The sequence below is a fragment of the Rhodovastum atsumiense genome, from assembly GCF_937425535.1.
GTDB classification, from domain to species: Bacteria; Pseudomonadota; Alphaproteobacteria; order Acetobacterales; family Acetobacteraceae; genus Rhodovastum; species Rhodovastum atsumiense.
Genome location: NZ_OW485601.1, coordinates 3,002,098 through 3,021,878 on the forward strand (window position 1 = coordinate 3,002,098; position 19,781 = coordinate 3,021,878).

19 protein-coding genes are annotated in these 19,781 nt (G+C 70.1%); 10 read left to right on the top strand and 9 right to left on the bottom strand.

The annotated features are described in order from the left end of the window. The gene (gene cysE / locus NBY65_RS13580) at positions 1-705 is read right to left on the bottom strand and encodes a serine O-acetyltransferase (protein WP_150042028.1); all 705 of its coding nucleotides are present in this window, start codon (positions 703-705) and stop codon (positions 1-3) included. 539 nt (positions 706-1,244) lie between these two features. Between cysE and NBY65_RS13585 the strand changes: the two genes are divergently transcribed. Next, positions 1,245-1,910, top strand: coding sequence for an alpha/beta hydrolase (locus NBY65_RS13585; RefSeq protein WP_150042027.1), 666 nt, complete (start codon positions 1,245-1,247; stop codon positions 1,908-1,910). A gap of 69 nt (positions 1,911-1,979) precedes the next feature. On the opposite strand, the gene NBY65_RS13590 is transcribed toward NBY65_RS13585, so the two are convergent. Further along, positions 1,980-3,071 (bottom strand): anhydro-N-acetylmuramic acid kinase, encoded by a 1,092-nt coding sequence (locus NBY65_RS13590; RefSeq protein ID WP_150042069.1) that lies wholly within the window; start codon positions 3,069-3,071, stop codon positions 1,980-1,982. A gap of 64 nt (positions 3,072-3,135) precedes the next feature. Here NBY65_RS13590 and tyrS point away from each other — a divergent pair, with 64 nt between their 5' ends. Then, positions 3,136-4,377 (top strand): tyrosine--tRNA ligase, encoded by a 1,242-nt coding sequence (gene tyrS / locus NBY65_RS13595; protein WP_150042026.1) that lies wholly within the window; start codon positions 3,136-3,138, stop codon positions 4,375-4,377. 37 nt (positions 4,378-4,414) lie between these two features. Here tyrS and NBY65_RS13600 read toward each other — a convergent pair whose 3' ends face one another. From NBY65_RS13600 to rph, 3 genes are all read right to left on the bottom strand, one after another. Further along, a complete protein-coding gene (locus NBY65_RS13600) occupies positions 4,415-4,813 on the bottom strand; it encodes an acyl-CoA thioesterase (protein ID WP_150042025.1) in 399 nt (132 codons plus the stop codon). A 171-nt stretch (positions 4,814-4,984) separates the two neighbouring features. Continuing rightward, positions 4,985-5,581, bottom strand: coding sequence for a non-canonical purine NTP pyrophosphatase (locus NBY65_RS13605; protein WP_150042024.1), 597 nt, complete (start codon positions 5,579-5,581; stop codon positions 4,985-4,987). After that, positions 5,581-6,300 carry a ribonuclease PH gene (gene rph / locus NBY65_RS13610; protein WP_150042023.1) on the bottom strand — a complete coding sequence of 240 codons (720 nt, stop codon included), beginning with the start codon at positions 6,298-6,300 and terminating at the stop codon, positions 5,581-5,583. Before rph ends, NBY65_RS13605 begins: the two co-directional genes overlap by 1 nt. Positions 6,301-6,577: 277 nt before the next feature. Here rph and NBY65_RS13615 point away from each other — a divergent pair, with 277 nt between their 5' ends. From NBY65_RS13615 to crtY, 6 genes are all read left to right on the top strand, one after another. Then, positions 6,578-7,558: a Gfo/Idh/MocA family protein gene (locus NBY65_RS13615; protein ID WP_150042022.1), complete on the top strand. Its 981-nt coding sequence runs from the start codon at positions 6,578-6,580 to the stop codon at positions 7,556-7,558. Between the two features lie 62 nt (positions 7,559-7,620). Further along, positions 7,621-8,724, top strand: a complete 1,104-nt coding sequence (gene hrcA, locus NBY65_RS13620; protein WP_408895382.1) for a heat-inducible transcriptional repressor HrcA — start codon at positions 7,621-7,623, stop codon at positions 8,722-8,724. A 90-nt stretch (positions 8,725-8,814) separates the two neighbouring features. Beyond that, entirely contained in the window at positions 8,815-9,471 is a 657-nt protein-coding gene (locus tag NBY65_RS13625; protein ID WP_150042020.1) for a nucleotide exchange factor GrpE, read from the top strand. A gap of 164 nt (positions 9,472-9,635) precedes the next feature. Beyond that, positions 9,636-11,570 (top strand): molecular chaperone DnaK, encoded by a 1,935-nt coding sequence (gene dnaK / locus NBY65_RS13630; RefSeq protein WP_150042019.1) that lies wholly within the window; start codon positions 9,636-9,638, stop codon positions 11,568-11,570. Positions 11,571-11,663: 93 nt separating this feature from the next. Next, positions 11,664-12,806: a molecular chaperone DnaJ gene (gene dnaJ / locus NBY65_RS13635; RefSeq protein WP_150042018.1), complete on the top strand. Its 1,143-nt coding sequence runs from the start codon at positions 11,664-11,666 to the stop codon at positions 12,804-12,806. A gap of 306 nt (positions 12,807-13,112) precedes the next feature. Further along, complete coding sequence (crtY, locus tag NBY65_RS13640) at positions 13,113-14,351, top strand: lycopene beta-cyclase CrtY (protein WP_150042017.1); 1,239 nt, start codon at positions 13,113-13,115, stop codon at positions 14,349-14,351. Here the strand turns inward: crtY and NBY65_RS13645 are convergent. From NBY65_RS13645 to NBY65_RS13660, 4 genes are all read right to left on the bottom strand, one after another. Next, entirely contained in the window at positions 14,326-14,844 is a 519-nt protein-coding gene (locus tag NBY65_RS13645) for a sterol desaturase family protein (RefSeq protein ID WP_203330547.1), read from the bottom strand. The genes crtY and NBY65_RS13645 overlap by 26 nt on opposite strands. A gap of 49 nt (positions 14,845-14,893) precedes the next feature. Further along, a complete protein-coding gene (locus NBY65_RS13650; RefSeq protein WP_150042016.1) occupies positions 14,894-16,102 on the bottom strand; it encodes a glycosyltransferase in 1,209 nt (402 codons plus the stop codon). Between the two features lie 68 nt (positions 16,103-16,170). Continuing rightward, positions 16,171-16,941 carry a gamma-glutamyl-gamma-aminobutyrate hydrolase family protein gene (locus NBY65_RS13655; RefSeq protein ID WP_150042015.1) on the bottom strand — a complete coding sequence of 257 codons (771 nt, stop codon included), beginning with the start codon at positions 16,939-16,941 and terminating at the stop codon, positions 16,171-16,173. Positions 16,942-17,079: 138 nt separating this feature from the next. Next, positions 17,080-17,739: a LolA family protein gene (locus NBY65_RS13660; RefSeq protein WP_150042014.1), complete on the bottom strand. Its 660-nt coding sequence runs from the start codon at positions 17,737-17,739 to the stop codon at positions 17,080-17,082. 181 nt (positions 17,740-17,920) lie between these two features. On the opposite strand from NBY65_RS13660, the gene NBY65_RS13665 reads away from it, so the two are divergent. Together NBY65_RS13665 and NBY65_RS13670 are read left to right on the top strand one after the other, a co-directional pair. Next, positions 17,921-18,115 carry a KGG domain-containing protein gene (locus NBY65_RS13665; RefSeq protein ID WP_150042065.1) on the top strand — a complete coding sequence of 65 codons (195 nt, stop codon included), beginning with the start codon at positions 17,921-17,923 and terminating at the stop codon, positions 18,113-18,115. Between the two features lie 146 nt (positions 18,116-18,261). Continuing rightward, a complete protein-coding gene (locus NBY65_RS13670) occupies positions 18,262-19,713 on the top strand; it encodes an amidase (RefSeq protein ID WP_150042013.1) in 1,452 nt (483 codons plus the stop codon). Positions 19,714-19,781: the final 68 nt, after the last annotated feature.

The following is a 19,781-nucleotide window of genomic DNA, read 5'->3' on the forward strand; positions in this document are numbered from 1 at the left end:
CTAGGTTCCAATCGTCACGCCGTGGCCCGGCCGTGTCGTCGCCCTGCCGTCGGGGTCGATCCGGGCCAGCCTTGCCTCGATTTCAGTCAGCTCGGTGCGCAGTTGCTCGATGTCGTGCAGCAGCGGGTCCAGCACGCCTTCGGCCGGGGTGCCATACGGGTCGAAGCATGGCCGCAGGTTCGGCAGGTGGCGGCGATCCACCGGCCGGGCCGGGATGCCGACCACCGTGGTCCCGGCCGGCACCGGCGCGAGCACGACGGCATTGGCGCCGATCCGGGCATTGTCGCCGATGGTGATGTTGCCCAGCACCTTGGCGCCGGCCCCGATGATGACGTTGTTGCCGATGGTCGGATGGCGCTTGCCGCGGGCCAGCGACGTCCCCCCCAGCGTCACCTGGTGATACAGGTGGACATCGTCGCCGATTTCCGCCGTTTCCCCGATTACCACGCCCAGGCCGTGGTCGATGACCAGGCGCCGGCCGATGCGCGCGGCGGGATGGATTTCGATTCCGGTCAAAAAACGGCCGAGATGCGCAAGCATTCGCGCCAGCAGGAACAAGCGTAATTCCCACAAGGCATGGGCCATGCGATGCCAGATCAGTGCGTGCAACCCGGGGTAGCACAGCAAAACCGTCAGCCAGGACCGTGCCGCCGGATCGCGCTCCTGATAGGCGTGGATGGCGTCCCGCAAAAACATGAATCCCATGCGACACTTTTCCATTATGAAAGTTGCGCGCTCCGACCTATAGTCCGGCAGCCCTGGGGCATTCGGTCCCGCCCTGGGCGGTTCGAGGGGAGGGGCCGGTCTTCGTCAATTGCAACGGACGGGCAGAACGGTTCAGGTCAGAAATGGGATCGCTCGCGGCCAATGGTTCGGGCACATCCAGGGTTGGCGGCAGGCAAGCATTCCTGAGTTCGTCGGTCAAGAATTCGCGCCTGATCCTGCATGTGATTCGCGCGGTTCAGGGGATCGCGGTAAGGGATTCTCCTCCCGCAGGGGGCGGGGCTGCCTGACCTCTTGCAAAAACTCTTGCAAAAAGAGCCTTGGGAAAACAAGTCTTTGCAAGAGGCGTGCCTATCTGGGGTCATCGATCACTGATCGGGCAGGGCTTGTGGTATCGTTAAGCGATCGCGGGTCCCGTCAAACCCCATGGTCCGGCCGGCCCGGGCGGACCGGTCATCTCCCGAGGGTGTCAGCCCGGTCGTTCGTGGCCGGGGCTTACAGGAAACGGATTTCGCAGCATCATGCCTGAAGTCATGTTCGCCGGCCCGGATGGCCGGTTGGAGGGTCGCTACCACCACTCCAAGGAGACCGGAGCGCCACTCGCGCTGATACTGCATCCGCACCCGCTGCACGGCGGGACCATGAACAACCGCGTCACCTACACGATGTACCAGGCCTTCCAGCGCCTGGGCTTCTCGGTGATGCGCTTCAATTTCCGCGGGGTCGGGCGCAGCCAGGGGCGGTATGACGGCGGCATCGGCGAGATCGGCGACGCCGCGGCGGCGCTGGACTGGATGCAGGCGGTCAACCCGAATTCCGGCGGGCTGTGGATCGCCGGCTATTCCTTCGGCGCGTTCATCGGCATGCAGTTGCTCATGCGCCGCCCGGAGATCTCCGGCTGGATCAGCGTGGCGCCGCCGGCCAACCACTACGATTTCGGCTTCCTCGCTCCGTGTCCATGCGGCGGGCTCATGCTGCATGGCGACAGCGACGAACTGGTGCCTGAGCCCGCCGTGAAGAAGTTGGTCGACAAGCTCAACACCCAGAAGGGCGTGTCGGTCGATTATCGCATCCTGCCCGGGGCCGACCATGTTTTCGCCAGCCATGCCGACGTGATCGCCGAGCATCTCGAGGACTACGTGCGCAAGACCGTCGCGCGCCGCGCCATGGCGCTCGCCGCCGACTGACCTCCCCCGATCCCAGCGAAAGGCCCGGGCCGTTGCCGGTCCCCGGGCCTTTCGCTCGGGTCGGGAGCGTCAACCGCCGGCCGGGACCGGCTGCTCCGCCACGGGACGGACCACGGTGCCGCCCGGCAGCGGCCGGGGCACCCCGGTGGTGCCGGGGAAGCTCAGCGGCAGCCCGCGCAGCACCCGCACCGCCAGGAAGCCGAAACAGGCCGCTTCCAGCGTATCCCCATCCCAGCCGACGCTTTCCACCGCCGCCACCGCGCCCAGCCGCTCCCGCAGGGCGGCCATGATCGACGGGTTGTGCCGGCCGCCGCCGCAGACCAGCCAGCGCCGTGGCGCGGCGGGCAGGGGGGCGCGGGCAACCGCCTCGGCGGTGAAGGCAACCAGCGTCGCGGCGCCATCGGCGGGGGACAGCCGCTCCAGCCCGCTGGCCGCCAGCGTGCGGCCGAAATCCAGCCGGTCCAGCGACTTGGGCAGGGGACGGGCCAGGTAGGGATCGGCCAGCAGCCGCCGCAGCACCGTCGCATCGACCCGCCCCGCCGCCGAAAGCGCGCCGTCGCGGTCGCAGTCCTGGTTGCCGTGGCGGGCGGCCCAGTCGTCCAGCGGCCCGTTGCCGGGGCCGGTGTCGCAGGCCAGCAGGCTGCCGTCGGCGCCCAGGTAGGTGACGTTGGCGACGCCGCCGATGTTCAGCACCGCGAGCGGCTTCGGCAGGTCGCACGCCAGGGCGGCGTGGAAGGCCGGCACCAGCGGTGCGCCCTCGCCGCCGGCGGCGACGTCGGCGCTGCGGAAATCCCAGGCGACCGGCAGCCCGGTCGCCGCGGCCAGCCCCGCCGGGTCGCCGATCTGCCAGGTCAGGCGCTGCTGCGGCCGGTGCAGGATGGTCTGGCCATGAAAGCCCAGGATGTCGGCCTCTGCCCCGATCGCCCGCACCGCCTCGGCATGGCGCGCGGTCAGCCGCGCGGCGATGGCGGCCACCTCAGGGTCGTGGCGCCCGAGCCCGGGGGCACGGTCGAGCAGCGCCCGCAATTCCGCCCGCAGCGCCGCCGGATAGGGCAGGGTGAGCGCCGGCCCGGTCCGGCCGACGCGCTCGCCGTCGGTCTCGATCCAGGCCGCGTCCACCCCGTCCAGCGAGGTGCCGCTCATCAGCCCGATCGCCCGCAGCATTTCCATCGGTTGTTCTCCTGTGCTAGCCCGCACCTCCTTCGAGCAGACCGGACCAGCGACAATGCCCAGCGCCGACTTCCTGCACGAGGCCACCGAGCGCGGCTTCGTCTTCCAGTGCACCGATACCGAGGGCCTCGAGGCCGCGCTGAAGGCGGGAATCGTGTCAGGGTATATCGGCTTCGACTGCACCGCCGACAGCCTGCATGTGGGGCACCTGCTGCCGCTGATGCTGCTGCGGCTGCTGCAGCGCCACGGCCATCGCCCGGTGCCGCTGCTCGGCGGCGGCACCACGCGGATCGGCGACCCCTCGTTCCGCGAGGAAGCGCGCCAGTTGCTGACCGATGCGCAGATCGCCGCCAACATGGCGGGCATCCGCCGCAACATCGAGCAGTTGATGCGCCTCGGCGACGGCCCGACCGATGCGGTGATGCCCAACAACGCGGAATGGCTCGACAAGCTCAGTTATATCGAATTGTTGCGCGATGTCGGCGTGTATTTCAGCGTCAACCGCATGCTGAGCTTCGACAGCGTCCGCACCCGGCTGGAGCGCGAGCAGGGGCTGACCTTCCTGGAATTCAACTACTCGATCCTGCAGAGCTATGATTTCCGGGAACTGAACCGCCGCTACGGGGTGGTGCTGCAGATGGGCGGCTCCGACCAGTGGGGCAACATCGTCTCCGGCATCGACCTGGTGCGCCGCACCGAGGGCAAGACGGTCTTCGGCCTGACCACGCCGCTGCTCGCCACCGCCTCGGGCGCCAAGATGGGCAAGACGGCGAAGGGGGCGGTGTGGCTCGCCGCCGACAAGCTGCCGGTGTTCGATTACTGGCAGTTCTGGCGCAACACCGAGGACGCCGATGTCGGCCGCTTCCTGCGGCTGTTCACTGAATTGCCGCTGGACGAGATCGCCCGGCTGGCGGCGCTGGGCGGGGCGGAGATCAACGAGGCGAAGAAGGTGCTGGCCACCGAGGCGACCGCGCTGGTGCACGGGCGCGCGGCGGCCGAGGCGGCGGCGGAAACGGCGCGGCGCACCTTCGAGCAGGGGCAGGCGGCCGGGGACCTGCCGCGCGTGACCATCCCGGCGGCGGAAGCAGGCGAGGGAGTGCCGGTGTTCCGCCTGTTCACCCTGGCCGGGCTGGCCGCGAGCAATGCCGAGGCGCGGCGGCTGATCCGTGGCGGCGGTGCCCGGCTGGACGATGCGGTCGTCAGCGACGAGGGCCAGGTGGTGCCGCTGGAGGCGCTGCGGGCCGGGGTGAAGCTGTCCTCCGGCCGCAAGCTGCACCGTCTGGTGCAGATCGGCTGAGGTTACTGGCCGGCGCGGCCCCGCCCGCGTCGGTTGCTTAATCCCGCTTGACCCGGCGCGGTCGGCCGTTCTCGTCGAGGGCGACGTAGGTGAACTCGGCGGAGGTCACCCGGATGCGTTCGCCGCGGCGCTGGCGCAGCACCCAGGCCTCGACCCGCAGGGTCAGGGATGTGGTGCCGACGCGCAGCAGGTCGGTGTAGCAGCAGACCACGTCGCCGACCTTGACCGGCAGATGGAAGGTCATGTCGGTGACGCGCACGGTGACCACGCGTCCGTCGGCGATGCGGGCGCCGCTGATGCCGCCGGCCACGTCCATCAGCGACATGATCCAGCCGCCGAAGATGTCGCCGGCCGGGTTGGTGTCGGCCGGCATCGCCAGGGTGCGGACGGACAGTTCTCCCCGGGGTTCGCTCGGCAGTTCGGTCTCGTCCGGCATGGTCTGTGGATCCTCGTGCTGTGGTGGAACGGGAACGGAGAGGAAGGTGTAGGGCGGATAAGCGCAGCGTCATCCGCCACCGCATGCCACCACGAGATGGCCACCTTGCGTTGGCGGACTGCGTCCGCCCTACATTCCCCCCTTCGAACGCCTATGGGGCGGCGCCCCGCGTCAGAAGCAGGCCTTCACCAACTGGGCAAAGGCCCGCGCCCGATGGCTGCTGGCGTGCTTGGCCGCCGGCTCGATTTCTCCGTAGGTCTGGTGCCCGCCGATCGGCACGAACATCGGGTCGTAGCCGAAGCCGCGTTCCCCGCGCGGCGGCCACACGGCGGCACCTTCGACTCGTCCAAGGAACGTTGCCGTCTCTCCATCCGGCCAGGCCAGGCAGAGGGCGGCGGTGAACCAGGCGCGCCGGTCGGTGGTGTCGCCCAGTTCCGTCTGCACCCGCTGCATCGCCAGCGTGAAATCCTTCCCTGGCCCCGCCCACCGTGCCGACAGCACGCCGGGGGCGCCGCCCAGGGCGGCGAGCGAGAAGCCGGAATCGTCGGCGAGTGCCGGCAGCCCCGCCGCCCGGGTCGCGGCCGTGGCCTTGATGCGGGCGTTGCCGAGGAAGTCGTCCGCGGTTTCCTCGGGTTCCGGCAGTCCGAGTTCCCCGGCCGAGACGCAGTCGATCCCGTGCGGCGCCAGCAGCTCGGCGATCTCCCGCAGCTTGCCGTTGTTGTGGGTGGCGATGACCAGCCGTGACCCGCGGGCGAGCCGGCGGGCCATCAGCCCACCTCCAGCGCCGCGCGCTGGGCGGCGAACAGCCGCGTGGTGCCCAGTTTCGCCAGCGTCAGCAGTTCCTGGAACTGGGCCTCGGTGAAGGGGGCCTTCTCCGCCGTGCCCTGGATCTCGACGATGCCGCCGGCGTCGGTCAGCACGAAATTGGCGTCCGCCTCCGCCCCGGAATCCTCGGCGTAGTCCAGGTCCAGCACCGCGGTGCCGTCGACCAGGCCGCAGGACACCGCCGCCACCTGGCCGATCAGTGGCACCGCCTTCAGCACGTTCATGCGCACGAGGTGGCGGAAGGCGAGATTCAGCGCCACCCAGGCCCCGGTGATCGAGGCGCAGCGCGTGCCGCCATCGGCGTTCAGCACGTCGCAGTCGAGGGTGATCGACATCTCGCCCATGGCGGTGCGGTCGGTCACCGCGCGCAGGGAGCGGCCGATCAGGCGCTGGATTTCCTGGGTGCGGCCGGACTGCTTGCCACGGGCTGCCTCGCGGTCGCCGCGGGTATGGGTGGCGCGGGGCAGCATGCCGTATTCGGCGGTGACCCAGCCGAGGCCGGAATTGCGCATGAAGGGGGGCACCTTGGCCTCGACGCTGGCGGTGCAGAGCACTTCGGTGCCGCCCATGCGGATCAGGCAGGAGCCCTCGGCGTGATGGGCGAAGCCGGTGGTGATGGAAACGTCGCGAAGCGCATCGGTGGCGCGGCCGGAGGGGCGCATGGGCAGGTCCGTTGCTGGCTGTGTGCGCGCGCTATGGCCGCCCGCGGCCGGGGAGGCAAGCCTTGGCATGGACAAGCCGCTGTCACACGGGGAAAATGATATTGTCATCGTGGACCGGATTTCGACGCCGATGTGCCATGTTCCTGCGCGGGGGCAACCTGCCGCGCCTGTCGGACTCCGGGGTATCCCCGGATTGGCCGCGACATGGACGGGGGCGTTGTTTCCGGCGATGCGCAACCCTTCCCGCCCGGCCCGGACCCGGCGGATGGAGACGTGAATGGCAGACAGGTTGATCTCCATCGGCGTCATCGGCGCGGGCATCATGGGGGAGCGCCTGATGCGCGCCGCCCTTGAGCACGCGGCCGACGTGGTGCGGGTGGCCGGCGTGTGGGATCCCTCGCCGGCATCCCTGGCACGCATCTCCCGCGAATTGCCGCCGGTGCCGTTGCTCGACTCTCCGGAAGCGGTGGTCGCGGCGGCGGACTGCGTCTATGTCGCCTCGCCGCCGGCGTCGCACCTGGGCCATGCCCGGCGGGCCCTGGCCGCCGGCCGCGCGCTGTTCTGTGAGAAGCCGCTGGCGGTGGATCCGGCCGATGCGCGCGCCTTCGTCGCCGAGGCCGGGGCGGCGCGGGCGGCGGTGAATTTCCCCTTCGCATCCTCCTTCGCGGTGCAGCACCTGCAGTCCTGGATTGCCGAGGGGGTGATCGGCACCCCGCGCTCGCTTGGCATCGAGGTCGCCTTCGCCACCTGGCCGCGGTCCTGGCAGCGCGATGCCGCCGCCTGGCTGGATGGCCCGGCGCAGGGCGGCTTCACCCGCGAGGTGGTGTCGCATTTCCTGTTCCTGGCCCGCCGGCTGCTGGGCGAGCTGGTGCTGCAATCGGGTCGCGCGCGCTTCCCCGAGCCCGGTCTCAGCGAGCGCGGGCTGTCGGCGCGGCTGACGGCGGGCGGGGTGCCGGTCACGCTCAGCGGCACCGTGGGTACCACGGTGCATGACGACCACAACGTCTTCACCCTGACCGGCAGCCTGGGATCGGTGCGGCTGCGCGACTGGTCGATCGCCGAACGGCTGCAGGCCGGCACCTGGCATCCCGACCCGGATGCCCTGCCCAATGCCCGCATCCGCCCGCTGGTGCTGCGCCGGCAGCTGGAGGGGGTGGCGCACCTGGTCGCCGGCGAGCCGCATGCCCTCGCCACGCTCGCGGAGGCGTTCGAGGTGCAGTCGGTGGTGGAAGCCATTCTGGCCGAGGATGGACATTGACGCGTCAGCGCCATTTCCTACCTAGTGACCATAGGATTCCGTTACTTGACATGGTGCGGCCCGTGACCCCGCCCGACACGCCTCTCGGCGCACCTGGCCTGCGCGCCAAGATTTCCGGCCGGCAGGCCTCGCTGCCGCCGACCCTTGATGCCCGCTCGGCGGCGGTGCTGCGCGAGATCGTCGAACAATACGTGGAAACCGGCGAGCCGGTCGGCAGTCGCACGCTCTCGCGCCGCCTGCCGATGAACCTCTCGCCGGCCACCATCCGCAACGTCATGGCCGACATGACGGAGGCGGGGCTGCTGTTCGCGCCGCACACCTCCGCCGGCCGCCTGCCCACCGAGCAGGGGCTGCGCCTGTTCGTCGACGGCCTGCTGCAGTTCGGCGAGCTGGGCGAGGAAGACCGCGAGGCGATCGGCGCCGCCCTGGCCGCCGCCGGCCGCAGCCTGGAGGACACGCTGGCCGAGGCCTCGACCATGCTGTCGGGGCTGTCGGCGGCGGCGGGGCTGGTGCTCGCGCCCAAATCCGAGGGGGCGCTGCGGCACATCGAGTTCGTGCCGCTCGGCTCCGGTCGCGCTTTGGTCATCCTGGTCAATGCCGACGGGCAGGTGGAGAACCGGATCATCGAGATCCCCGCCGGCGTGCCTCCCTCGGCGCTGCAGCAGGCGGGCAACTACCTCAATGCCCGGATCGGCAGCCGCGGCATCGCCGATCTGCGCAGCCTGGTGGTCGAGGAAATGGCGGCCAACCGCACCGAGCTGGACGAACTGTCCTCGCAGGTGGTCGAGGCGGGGCTGGCGACCTGGACCGGCGATGCCCGCGGCGGCTCGCTGATCGTGCGCGGCCAGGCGCGACTGCTGCAGGACGTCACCCAGATCGAGCGGCTTTCGGCGATCCAGGTGCTGTTCGAGCGGCTGGAGACGCAGGAGACCATGCTGCGCCTGCTCGACCTGGCCGAGAGCAGCGAGGGGGTGCGCATCTTCATCGGCGCCGAGAGCGGCCTGTTCGGCGCCTCCGGCCTGTCGATGGTGGTGGCGCCGGCCCGCAACGCCAACGGGCGCATCGTCGGTGCCATCGGCGTGATCGGCCCGACCCGCATCAACTACGGCCGCATCATCCCGGTGGTGGACTACACGGCGCGCGTGATCGGCCGCCTGCTCGGGTGATCCCATGCCGGCGGGTGTTACCGGCCCGCAGGACTTGTCCCGCATGGTCCCGCTTGTGTCCGTGCAGGGGGCCGACTAACTGATGGCGCCATGAGCACGCAGGACACTTCTCCCGAAACCGTCCCCACCGGGGCCGAAGCGCCCGCGGTGGAGTCGATTGTCGAAACCGCGTCCCCGGCGGACGCAGCCCCGCCCCAGGCCGAGGCACCTGAGGCCCCCGCTCCCGAGGGGGCGATGGCGCTGCTCGCGCGCATCGCCGCGCTGGAAACCGAGCTGGCGGACACCAAGGACCGCTGGATGCGCTCGGAGGCGGAGATCGCCAATGTGCGCGCCCGCGCCAAGCGCGAGGTGGACGAGACCCGTCAGTACGCGGTGCAGAAATTCGCCCGCGACGTGGTGGAAGCGGCGGAAAACCTCCGTCGCGGTCTCGATTCCATTCCCCCCGTGCGCGAAGACGAGCCGGAGCTGGTGGCCAAGCTGCGCCAGGGCTTCGAGGGGGTCGAGCGCAGCTTCGTCTCCCTGCTCGAGCGCAACGGCATCCGCCGCGAGGACCCGACCGGCGCGCTGTTCGATCCCAACCTGCACCAGGCCATGGCCGAGCAGGAAAGCGCCGAGCACCCGCCCGGCACCGTCATCCAGGCCTGGACGGCGGCCTGGACCCTGAACGGACGGCTGCTGCGCCCGGCCATGGTCGTGGTGTCCAGGGCGCCGGCGCCGGAGCTGAACGCGCCGGCTACGCCCGGCTGATCGGCCCCACCTTCACCGATCGGACCGGCCGGCGACACAGGACTGCAAAGGAAAGAGGCGCGGCGCCCTTGTCCCGCACCGCGTTGGTGAATACATCGGGGACATCACACCGGGGATCCAGCGCGGTGCTTCGGGCTGCCAGGATCCGCTGAAAGGAGTAACGTATGAGCAAGGTCATCGGCATCGACCTGGGCACCACGAATTCCTGCGTCGCGATCATGGAGGGCAAGGATGTCCGCGTGATCGAGAACGCGGAAGGGGCCCGCACCACGCCGAGCATCGTGGCGTTCAGTGACAGCGGCGAGCGGCTGGTTGGCCAGTCCGCCAAGCGCCAGGCCGTCACCAACCCCACGAACACCCTCTTCGCGGTGAAGCGCCTGATCGGCCGCCGCTTCGAGGACCCGATGGTGTCCAAGGACATGTCCCTGGTCCCCTACAAGATCACCCGTGGCGATAACGGCGATGCCTGGGTCGAGGCCCGCGGCGAGCGCTACGCCCCCAGCCAGATCAGCGCCTACACGCTCGGCAAGATGAAAGAGACCGCCGAGGCCTATCTCGGCGAGCCGGTCGCCCAGGCCGTGATCACGGTGCCCGCCTACTTCAACGACGCCCAGCGCCAGGCCACCAAGGACGCCGGCCGCATCGCCGGGCTCGAGGTGCTGCGCATCATCAACGAGCCGACGGCCGCGGCGCTCGCCTACGGCATGGACAAGAAGAAGGGCGGCACCATCGCGGTCTATGACCTCGGCGGCGGCACCTTCGACATCTCCGTGCTCGAACTCGGCGACGGCGTGTTCGAGGTGAAGTCCACCAACGGCGACACGTTCCTCGGCGGCGAGGACTTCGACGCCCGCGTGATCGACTACCTCGCCGATGAATTCAAGCGTGAGCAGGGCATCGACCTGCGCCGCGACAAGCTGGCGCTGCAGCGGCTGAAGGAAGCCGCCGAGAAGGCCAAGATCGAGCTGTCTTCCTCCAAGGAAACCGAGATCAACCTGCCCTTCATCACCGCCGACGCCTCCGGGCCGAAGCACCTGGTGATGAAGCTGACCCGGGCCAAGCTGGAAAGCCTGGTCGACGACCTGATTCAGAAGACGCTCGACCCGTGCCGCGCCGCGCTGCGCGATGCCGGGGTGAAGGCCTCCGAGATCGACGAGGTGATCCTGGTCGGCGGCATGACCCGCATGCCCAAGGTCATCGAGACGGTGAAGACCTTCTTCGGGCGCGAGCCGGCCCGCAACGTCAACCCCGACGAGGTGGTGGCGATCGGTGCCGCCGTGCAGGGCGCGGTGCTGAAGGGCGACGTCAAGGACGTGCTGCTGCTCGACGTGACCCCGCTTTCGCTGGGCATCGAGACGCTCGGCGGCGTGTTCACCCGGCTGATCGACCGCAACACCACGATCCCGACCAAGAAGAGCCAGGTGTTCTCGACCGCCGATGACGGGCAGACCGCGGTGACCATCAAGGTCTACCAGGGCGAGCGCGAGATGGCGGCCGACAACAAGCTGCTCGGCAATTTCGACCTGACCGGCATCCCGCCCGCCCCGCGCGGCGTGCCGCAGATCGAGGTCACGTTCGACATCGACGCCAACGGCATCGTCTCGGTGCAGGCCAAGGACAAGGCCACCGGCAAGGAGCAGCAGATCCGCATCCAGGCCAGCGGCGGGCTGTCCGAAGGCGACATCCAGCGCATGGTGCGCGAGGCCGAGGCGAATGCCGAGGCCGACAAGAAGCGTCGTGAGTTCGTCGAGGGCAAGAACCACGCCGACGCCCTGGTCCATCAGGTGGAAAAGAACCTGAAGGATCACGGCGACAAGATCTCGGCACAGGACAAAGGCGAGGCCGAGGCGGCCCTGGCCGCCACCAAGTCGGCGCTTGAGGGCAGCGACCTCGAGGCCCTGAAGTCGGCGACCGAGCGCCTGAGTCAGGCCGCGATGAAGATCGGCGAGGCGATGTACAAGGCGCAGGCGGATGCCGGTGCCGCCGGCCCGCAGGCCGGCCCTGGTCCGGACGCCGGCGCGGCGCCGGGTGGCAAGGACGACAAGGTGGTCGACGCCGAATTCGAGGAAGTCGACCCGAACAAGAAGAAGTCCGCCTGATTTCGGTCATCGCGGACATGCAGACGGTGACGCGCCCGCGCTTCCTGGAGAGGCGGGCGCGTCGCTTCTTTCGGCGCCGGGCAGAGGGCTGAAATGGCGAAGCAGGATTACTACGCGACCCTTGGTGTCGCGCGCGACGCGAGCGCGGATGACCTCAAGAAGGCGTACCGCAAGCTCGCCATGCAACATCATCCGGATCGCAACCCGGGCGACAAGAAGGCCGAGGCCCGGTTCAAGGAAATCAACGAGGCGTACGACGTCCTCAAGGACGAGCAGAAGCGCGCCGCCTATGACCGCTTCGGCCATGCCGCCTTCGAGCAGGGCGGCGGCGCCCCGCCCGGCGGCTTCGATTTCGGCGGCGGCGCCGGGCTCGGCGACATCTTCGACCAGATGTTCGGCGAGTTCATGGGCGGCCGTCGCGGCGGTGGCCGCGGCCCGCGCCAGGGCAACGACATCCGCGCCGCGATCGAGATCGACCTCGCCGAAGCCTTCGCCGGCACCAGGACGCAGTTGCGCGTGCCCACCCGCGTCGGCTGCGAGGCCTGCAACGGCACCGGTTCGGAAAGCAAGGATCGCGGCGTCGACAACTGCAGCACCTGCGGTGGCACCGGCAAGGTGCGGGCCCAGCAGGGCTTCTTCCTGATCGAGCGCACCTGCCCGACCTGCGGCGGCCAGGGCAAGGTGATCCGCAACCCGTGCCGCATCTGCCACGGCGCCGGCACCGTCCAGCGCGAGCGCACCCTGCAGGTGCAGGTGCCCGCGGGCGTGGAAGACGGCACCCGTATCCGCCTTCCGGGCGAGGGCGAGGCCGGCGGCCCCGGCGCACCGGCCGGCGACCTCTACGTTCACGTCTCCATCCGCCCGCACAACATCTTCCAGCGCGACGGCGCCAATATCTTCTGCCGCGTGCCCCTGCGCATGACCCAGGCGGCCCTCGGCGCCGAGATCGATGTGCCGGCGATCGATGGTACCAAGGCCCGCGTGAAGATCCCGCCGGGAACCCAGGCCGGGGACCAGTTCCGCCTGCGCGGCAAGGGCTTCTCCGTGCTGCGCAGCGCCGCTCGCGGCGACATGTACATCCAGGTCGCGGTGGAAACGCCCCAGAACCTCACCCGCCGCCAGCGCGAACTGCTGGAGGAATTCGAGGCCGAAGCCAAGGGGAACGCCAAGGGCAGCCCTGAATCCGAGGGGTTCTTCGCCAAGGTGCGGGAATTCTTCGAAGGCAATGGCAGGTAAGATTTAAGGCAAGGGCTTCGCCCTTGACCCACCAAGGGCCGGCCCCTTGGTCCGCTTCGCGGCCCAAGCCCATTCTCGCTGCGCGGCGGGTTCCAAGGGCGAAGCCCTTGGTGGAGGTCCAGGAGGCAAAGCCTCCTGGCGGGGGCGGGGCAGCGCCCCGCGCTTTTTGGGAACCCCAGGCCGGTCCAATCATTGTCACGTCTCGACGGCACGGCGCCGCCCGGAGATTGACACTCGGCCGAACCGTCTCACGTGTTTGGTCCCGGCTTATGTCGGGGCAGGACAAGAGAAAGGGGGTTGCCCGGCATGGCACAGGCGCCGTGGCCGTCCGCGCATGAGCGGACGCACCGATACGACGTCGTCTTCGCAGGCATGGGCCTGGCGAACGCGCTGACCGCGCTGCGCATTCGCGCCCGGCATCCGTATCTGCGGATCGCTGGCTTCGATCCCAACCCGGCGGTTGGCGCCGGCCGCACCTGGTCGTTCTTCGCCTCCGACGTGACGCCCGCGCAGCTCGCCTGGCTGCGGCCGCTGCTGCGGCAGGAATGGCCGGCCTACGAGGTGCGCTTCCCCGGCCTGCGGCGGCTGCTGGACACGCCGCTTTGCACCCTCTCCGGGCCGGCGCTGCAGCAGGCGCTGACCGGCATCGTCCATCATGGCGAGATCCGCGAGGTGCATCCCGATCACGTCATCCTGACCGATGGCGCGGTGATCGAGGCGGGGATGGTTCTGGATGGCCGTGGCGCCCGCCCGAGCGAGGCGCTGCAGTGCGGCTGGCAGAAATTCATGGGCCAGGAGATCCGGCTGACCCGGCCGCACGGGCTGCGCCATCCCGTGCTGATGGATGCCTGCGTCGACCAGTTCGACGGGTTCCGGTTCATGTACCTGCTGCCGTTCGGCCCGGATCGGCTGTTGGTCGAGGATACCCGCTACAGCGACACCCCGGTCCTCGCCCCCGGCATGGCCCAGGCCGAGATCGCCGCCTACATCGCCGCCCAGGGTTGGGAGGTGGCCGAGCTGCTGGCCCAGGAGCACGGGGTTCTGCCGGTGGTGCTGGACGGCGACATCGCCGCGTTCTGGGCCGAGGCGGGCCCGGCCGCGCCGATGGGCATGCGGGCCGGGCTGTTCCATCCGCTCACCGGCTATTCCCTGCCCTCGGCGGTGATGATGGCCGATGTCATCGCGCGGGTGACGCCGATGCGGCCGCAGGCGTTGCGGGACATGATCGAGCACACCTCGCGCGTGCGCTGGCGTGACCAGGGGTTTTACCGGCTGCTCAGCCGGCTGCTGTTCCAGGCCGGCCGGCCGGACCAGCGCTGGCGGGTGTTCGAGCGCTTCTTCACCCTGCGCCAGCCGCTGGTGGAACGCTTCTTTGCCGGACGCAGCACGGCGCTCGATCGTGCCCGCGTGCTGACCGGCCGTCCGCCTGTGCCGATCGGCGAGGCGGTGCGCTGCATCACCGCCCCGCCGTTCCGCATGCCGACGCGCGATCAGCCGGCCGGACTTGCCGCCGCGCTGGTTACGCCTGGCTCGCGGGATGCCTGAGCGCGCGCAGTTGCGCGCGCAGCCGCGGCAACGGCGGGGCGTAGAGGAAGCCGAAGGAAACCGCGCCGTCCTTGGTGTTCACGGCGTGGTGCAGGTGGTGTGCCGCCACCAGCCGCCCCAGGTAGCCCCGGGTCGGGTGGAAGGGCAGGCGGATGCGCCGGTGCACCAGCACGTCGTGCATCAGGAAATAGGCGATGCCATAGGCGGTGACGCCCCAGGCGAGCGGCCAGGCCCAGTCCGTCCCATATTTCCCGATCGCGAACAGCGCCACCGCGATGCCGGAGAAGATCAGCACGAAGCGGTCGTTGCGCTCGAACGGGCCGGTGCGTGGCCGGTGGTGGGATTCGTGCCAGCCCCAGCCGAAGCCGTGCATGATCCAGCGATGTGTGGCCCAGGCCGCCACCTCCATGGCGGTGAAGGCGGCGATGCCGAGCAGCAGGTTGAAGGCAAGGCTCATGGCGCGTTCGGTCCCCGGATCGTTGATGTCGGTCATGATATAGGGGGCCGTCCGTGGCCCGGAACGGTCGCGCGGAGCCGGGATGTCAGGCGGCCACCCGGCTTGCGGCGCCCGGCGTGCGCAGGATGATTTCGGCGGCGCGCTCGGCCCCGCCCGCCGCAGTGCATTCCCGCTGCAGCGTGGCCGCCGCCGTTCGGAAGCGCGGATCGCCGGTCACCGCCGCCAGTGCCGCGCGCAGCCGGCGGGCGCGGTCGAAGGGGCCGTGCAGGGCGATGCCGGCCCCGGCGCGCTCCAGCCGGGCGGCGATCGCCCCCTGTTCGTAGGCCAGCGGCAGGATCACCGCCGGCACCCCCGCCGCCATCGCGTCCATCACCGTGTTCATGCCGCCATGCCCGACCAGGGCGGCGGCGCGCGCGAGCACGGCGCGTTGTGGCACGAAATTGTGCACCTGCGGGGTGCCCGGCAGGGTCGCGATCGCCTCGGCCGGCAGCCGGCCGCCATGCGCGATCACCAGTTCCAGCCCCAGCCCGGCGCAGGCGGCGGCGATGGCGCGGAAAATTCCGGCGCGGTGGCCCTGCAGCGTGCCGAGCGAGGCGAACACCAGCCTGCGCCCGCCACCGGGGGGCCAGGCCGGTGCCGGCTCCGGCGCACGGATCGGCCCGACATAGTGGAAGCCATCCGGCAGGGCGCGGCGGGGAAAGTCCAGCCCCGCCACCAGTTGGCTGACCTGGGCGAAAGGAGAAAGCGTGTCGTCGATGCCCCGCATCTCCAGTCCCGCGGCGGCAGCCCGGCGGGCGATCACGGTGTCCAATGGGTGCATCAGCAGGTCATGCACGCGCCAGCCACCGTGATTGCGCCATCGCCCGAAACGGGAATCGCGCCAGCGCCAGGCGGTGAAGGGGGGCGGCACGCCCGGCTCGCGGTTGATCGCCAGTGCATTGGCGACCGAGACCCAGGGCAGGCCGAGCGTCGCCGCGGCCAGGGCGCCCGCCGGCTCCAACTGGTCGACCGCGACCACGTCCGGTGCCAGCAGCCGCAGCGCCGCCAGCAGCGGATCGGCGAGGGCCGCGGTGCGGGTCGCGGTGCCGCGCACCGCGGGCAGCGGCGAGAACGGTACCTCGCGGGCCGGGGCCGGTGTCACGCGCAGCGTCGCCACGCCGGGGGGCGGCGCCGGCAGGTCGAAATCGTGCAGGAAGGTCACCTGCGCGCCGCGTGCCGCCAGCGCCGCGCTGATCGCCAGCATCGGGGTGATATGCCCGACGTAAGGCGGGGCGATCAGGACGACATGAGTCACAAGCGGTCTCCGCCGGGCGGTACAGGGCCGCTCACATTGGCGGCCGGCGGTGCGTCGGCAAGACGCGATCAGTCGGCGGCGGCGACCTCCGGCGGGGCGAGCCGGTCGCGGATGGCCTGCCCGAAGGCTTCGAAGATCCCCCGGGACACGACATCGTGGTCCCAGTCATATTCGGGATGCCATTGTACGCCGATGGCGAAACCGGGGGTGTTCACCGCGCGGATCGCCTCGACGGTGCCATCGGGGGCGACGGCATCCACCACCAGGCCGGGGGCGACGCCATCGACGCCCTGGTTGTGCAGCGAATTCACCCCGATCTCGGCGGCGCCGGCCAGCCGGTGCAGCCAGGTGCCGCGGGTGATCCGGACCTTGTGGGCCTTGCCGGTGCGCACCAGCGGATTGGGTTGCAGCGGCGTGGAATGATCGAGCCGGCCGGGCAGGTCCTGCAGGCGCTGGTGCAGGCTGCCACCAAGCGCCACGTTGAATTCCTGCATGCCGCGGCAGATCGCCAGCACCGGGATGCCGGCGGCGACGGCGCCGCGGATCAGCGGCAGCGTCACGGCGTCGCGCATGGCGTCCTCCGGCGTGCCTTCGGCATGCGGCGGGCCGCCATAGAGGCTGGGACACACGTTGGAGCGGCTGCCGGTCAGGATCAGCCCGTCAAGCCGCGCCAGCAGCGTGGCGATGTCGGCCTTGGTGCCGTTGGCGGGGATCAGCACGGGAACGCCGCAGACCACCAGATCGGTCACCCGGACATAGGTGTCCGAGGCCGCGTGATTCGGCATCCCGTACGCGCCGAACAGTTTCGTGCAGCAGGAAATACCAACCAGAGGCTTCATGATGCAGATCATGATCAGGGAAAGTGGCCGCAAAATGAAGCAAAACGTGCGGCCCTGGCGCAAATGCACCGCCGGCCGGGGCAGGGTGTGGCATCCACGCACTCATCGGCTGCCGTCCTGCCCCCGGCAGGCGATCCCTCAGCCGCCGCCGTTGGGTTGCCCGCTGCCGTCCTGCGGGGTGAAGGTGAACAGCTTGGGGTCGAAGCTGCCGCCGAGCCGGATGTCGAACAGCGTCACCCGCGTCTCCTGCCGCCGGCTGTCCACCACCGACCATTGCCGCAGTTGCAGCGGATTGTCGGCGAACACCAGGCTGAGGCTGCCGTCCTGCGGCGAATTGGTGCGCACCATGGCAACCTGAATCTGGCCGGGCAGGCGCGACACGCCGGTGACGGTGACGTCCCCCGACAGCCGGAGGTTGTCGCGCAGCAGCAGGCCGAGCGGCGTGGCGCTCAGCGGCAGGTTGGTGGTCTGCCGGAGCTGGCTGTCATGGAAGAAGAACAGGCCGTGGCCGGCGACCATCAGCAGTGGGCTGGGCGGATCGTATTCGAAGCGCATGCGGCCCGGCCGTTCCAGCCAGGCCGTGCCCTCGGCGGTGCTGCCGTCCGGGGCGACCTGCAGGAAGCGGGCCTTCAGGCTGCGCAGCCCGTCCAGATAGGTTTCGATGCGCGCGAGATCGGCCCGGTCGCGCGGCGAGGGCGCGGCGGCGATGCCCTGGGCCCGCGCCGCCGCCGGCGCCAGCAGCGGCAGCAACAGCAGGGCGCGGCGGTTCAGGAGGAGGGAAGGGATCATCGTCTGCATGTGGCGTGCCGGGTCCTTCGTGGGAAGCGCCGCGCGGGCATGTGCCCCATACGTCCCTCGCGGGGGCCGCGGCACGCCCTGCATCATATCGCATGCCGTGCTTTCCGTCGCATCAGGCAACCCCGCCGGCTGAAATCCCGTTTCTCTCCGGCAGGAGGATCGGGTCATGCAGGAGGAGTTGATGCCGGAAGAAACGGGGCGGCGCGGACGACAGGGCTTTGCCTCGATGGATGCCGCCCGGCAGCGGGAGATCGCCTCGAAGGGGGGATCGAGTGTTCCGCCAGAGAAAAGACCCTTTGCGCGGAATCACGAACTCGCGGCCCGGGCTGGTCGCAAAGGGGGGCAGACGGCACAGAGTCGGCAACGTCAGAGCTGAATGATATCAGAAACTTCCAGGTTGTTTGAGCCTTGGCAGGGGCCACCGTGCCCCTGCTGGCGGCCGGGTGGGTGACGCTCGATGCTCACTTGATTCGCCGCGCGGAATGGGATGACCCTGGACTGCGGACTACAGGGGAACGTTCCGTGACCGAGCTGCATCATCGCTCCGCCACGCAGTTGGCCGCTCTGCTTCGTGCCAGGAAGATCAGTTGCCTCGAGATGCTCGATCATTTTCTCGGGCGCATCGATCGGCTCAATCCGTCCCTGAATGCGATCGTCTGGAGCGATCGCGCCCGTGCCCGTCGGCGCGCCCGCCGCGCCGACACGGCGCTGGCGCGGGACGAGATCTGGGGCGCGCTGCATGGCGTTCCCATCACCGTGAAGGAAAGCTTCGACCTGGCCGGTGCGCCCACCACCTGGGGGCTGCCGGAGCTGCGTGACAACGTCGCCGCCGCCAATGCCGCCGCCGTGGAGCGACTGGAGGCGGCCGGCGCCGTGGTGTTCGGCAAGACCAACGTGCCGGCGATGCTGGCCGACTGGCAGACCTTCAACCCGGTGCATGGCACCACCCGCAACCCCTGGAACCCGGATCGGGTGCCGGGGGGATCTTCCGGTGGCGCGGCGGCGGCGCTGGCGGCGGGGTTGACCGGGGCGGAGCTGGGCAGCGACATCGGCGGCTCGATCCGCAACCCCGCGCATTACTGTGGCGTGTTCGGCCACAAGCCGAGCGGGGGGCTGGTGCCCTTGCGGGGCCAGGCCCTGCCGGGCTGGGTGGCCGGCAAGGACATGGAAGTGGCGGGACCGATGGCGCGCAGCGCGCGCGACCTGGACGTGCTGCTTGATGCGCTGGTCGGGCCGGATGGTCCCGAGGAAGCTGCCTGGACGGTCGAGTTGCCGAAATTCCCGCCGCGGTCGTTGCGCGGCGTGCGGGTGGCGGTGAAGCTGGACGACCCCTGTGCCCCGATCGAATCCGAATATGCCGCGCGGCTGCAGGCGGTGGTGGAGACGCTGGCGCGGGCGGGGGCGAAGGTGTCGGACAAGGTGGCGCCCAAGGTGGAGTCGGAGCGCCTGCTGGAAGTGTATCTGCTGCTGCTGCGGGCGGCGACCTCGGCCCGGGTGCGTGACGAGGAGATCGAACGCTGGCGCGCGATCCGGGCGGCGCAGCCCGAGGCCAATCCGCGTTTCCTGAAGGCGCTGGTGGAAGGCAACGGCCTGTCGCACCGGCAATGGCTGGCGCTGGACAACGAACGCCAGCTGATCCGCCAGGCCTTTGCCGCCTTCTTCGAGAAATGGGACGTGCTGTTCTGTCCGGTGGCGTCCTCGGCGGCTTTTCCGCATGACCAGGACGGCGAGCGCTGGCAGCGCACCATCGAGGTCGACGGCACGCGCGTGCCCGGCACCGACCAGTTGTTCTGGGCGGCCCATGCGAGCCTCGCCTACCTGCCGGCGAGCGTGGGGCCGGCCGGAGTGCTGCGCTCCGGCCTGCCGGTCGGCTACCAGGCGATCGCCGGCCATGGGCGCGACCGTACCGCCATCGGCTTCGCGCGTATGGTGGAGCGGCAGATCGGCGGGTTCGTGCCGCCGCCGCATACCTGATCCGGCAACGGGGCCTTGATCCGGCGGCCTGATCCACGCAACAGAAAGGACGATTCCGTCGCGATCGG

Bases quoted from the DNA above. Each gene is read 5' to 3' on its own strand.
- NBY65_RS13585 (WP_150042027.1), top strand. From the start codon at position 1,245: ATGCCTGAAGTCATGTTCGCCGGCCCGGATGGCCGGTTGGAGGGTCGC.
- NBY65_RS13645 (WP_203330547.1), bottom strand. From the start codon at position 14,844: ATGACCGACATCAACGATCCGGGGACCGAACGCGCCATGAGCCTTGCC.
- NBY65_RS13655 (WP_150042015.1), bottom strand. From the start codon at position 16,941: ATGAAGCCTCTGGTTGGTATTTCCTGCTGCACGAAACTGTTCGGCGCG.
- NBY65_RS13660 (WP_150042014.1), bottom strand. From the start codon at position 17,739: ATGCAGACGATGATCCCTTCCCTCCTCCTGAACCGCCGCGCCCTGCTG.
- crtY (WP_150042017.1), top strand. From the start codon at position 13,113: ATGGCACAGGCGCCGTGGCCGTCCGCGCATGAGCGGACGCACCGATAC.
- NBY65_RS13600 (WP_150042025.1), bottom strand. From the start codon at position 4,813: ATGCCGGACGAGACCGAACTGCCGAGCGAACCCCGGGGAGAACTGTCC.
- NBY65_RS13615 (WP_150042022.1), top strand. From the start codon at position 6,578: ATGGCAGACAGGTTGATCTCCATCGGCGTCATCGGCGCGGGCATCATG.
- dnaJ (WP_150042018.1), top strand. From the start codon at position 11,664: ATGGCGAAGCAGGATTACTACGCGACCCTTGGTGTCGCGCGCGACGCG.
- rph (WP_150042023.1), bottom strand. From the start codon at position 6,300: ATGCGCCCCTCCGGCCGCGCCACCGATGCGCTTCGCGACGTTTCCATC.
- tyrS (WP_150042026.1), top strand. From the start codon at position 3,136: ATGCCCAGCGCCGACTTCCTGCACGAGGCCACCGAGCGCGGCTTCGTC.
- dnaK (WP_150042019.1), top strand. From the start codon at position 9,636: ATGAGCAAGGTCATCGGCATCGACCTGGGCACCACGAATTCCTGCGTC.
- NBY65_RS13665 (WP_150042065.1), top strand. From the start codon at position 17,921: ATGCCGGAAGAAACGGGGCGGCGCGGACGACAGGGCTTTGCCTCGATG.
- NBY65_RS13605 (WP_150042024.1), bottom strand. From the start codon at position 5,581: ATGGCCCGCCGGCTCGCCCGCGGGTCACGGCTGGTCATCGCCACCCAC.
- cysE (WP_150042028.1), bottom strand. From the start codon at position 705: ATGGGATTCATGTTTTTGCGGGACGCCATCCACGCCTATCAGGAGCGC.
- NBY65_RS13625 (WP_150042020.1), top strand. From the start codon at position 8,815: ATGAGCACGCAGGACACTTCTCCCGAAACCGTCCCCACCGGGGCCGAA.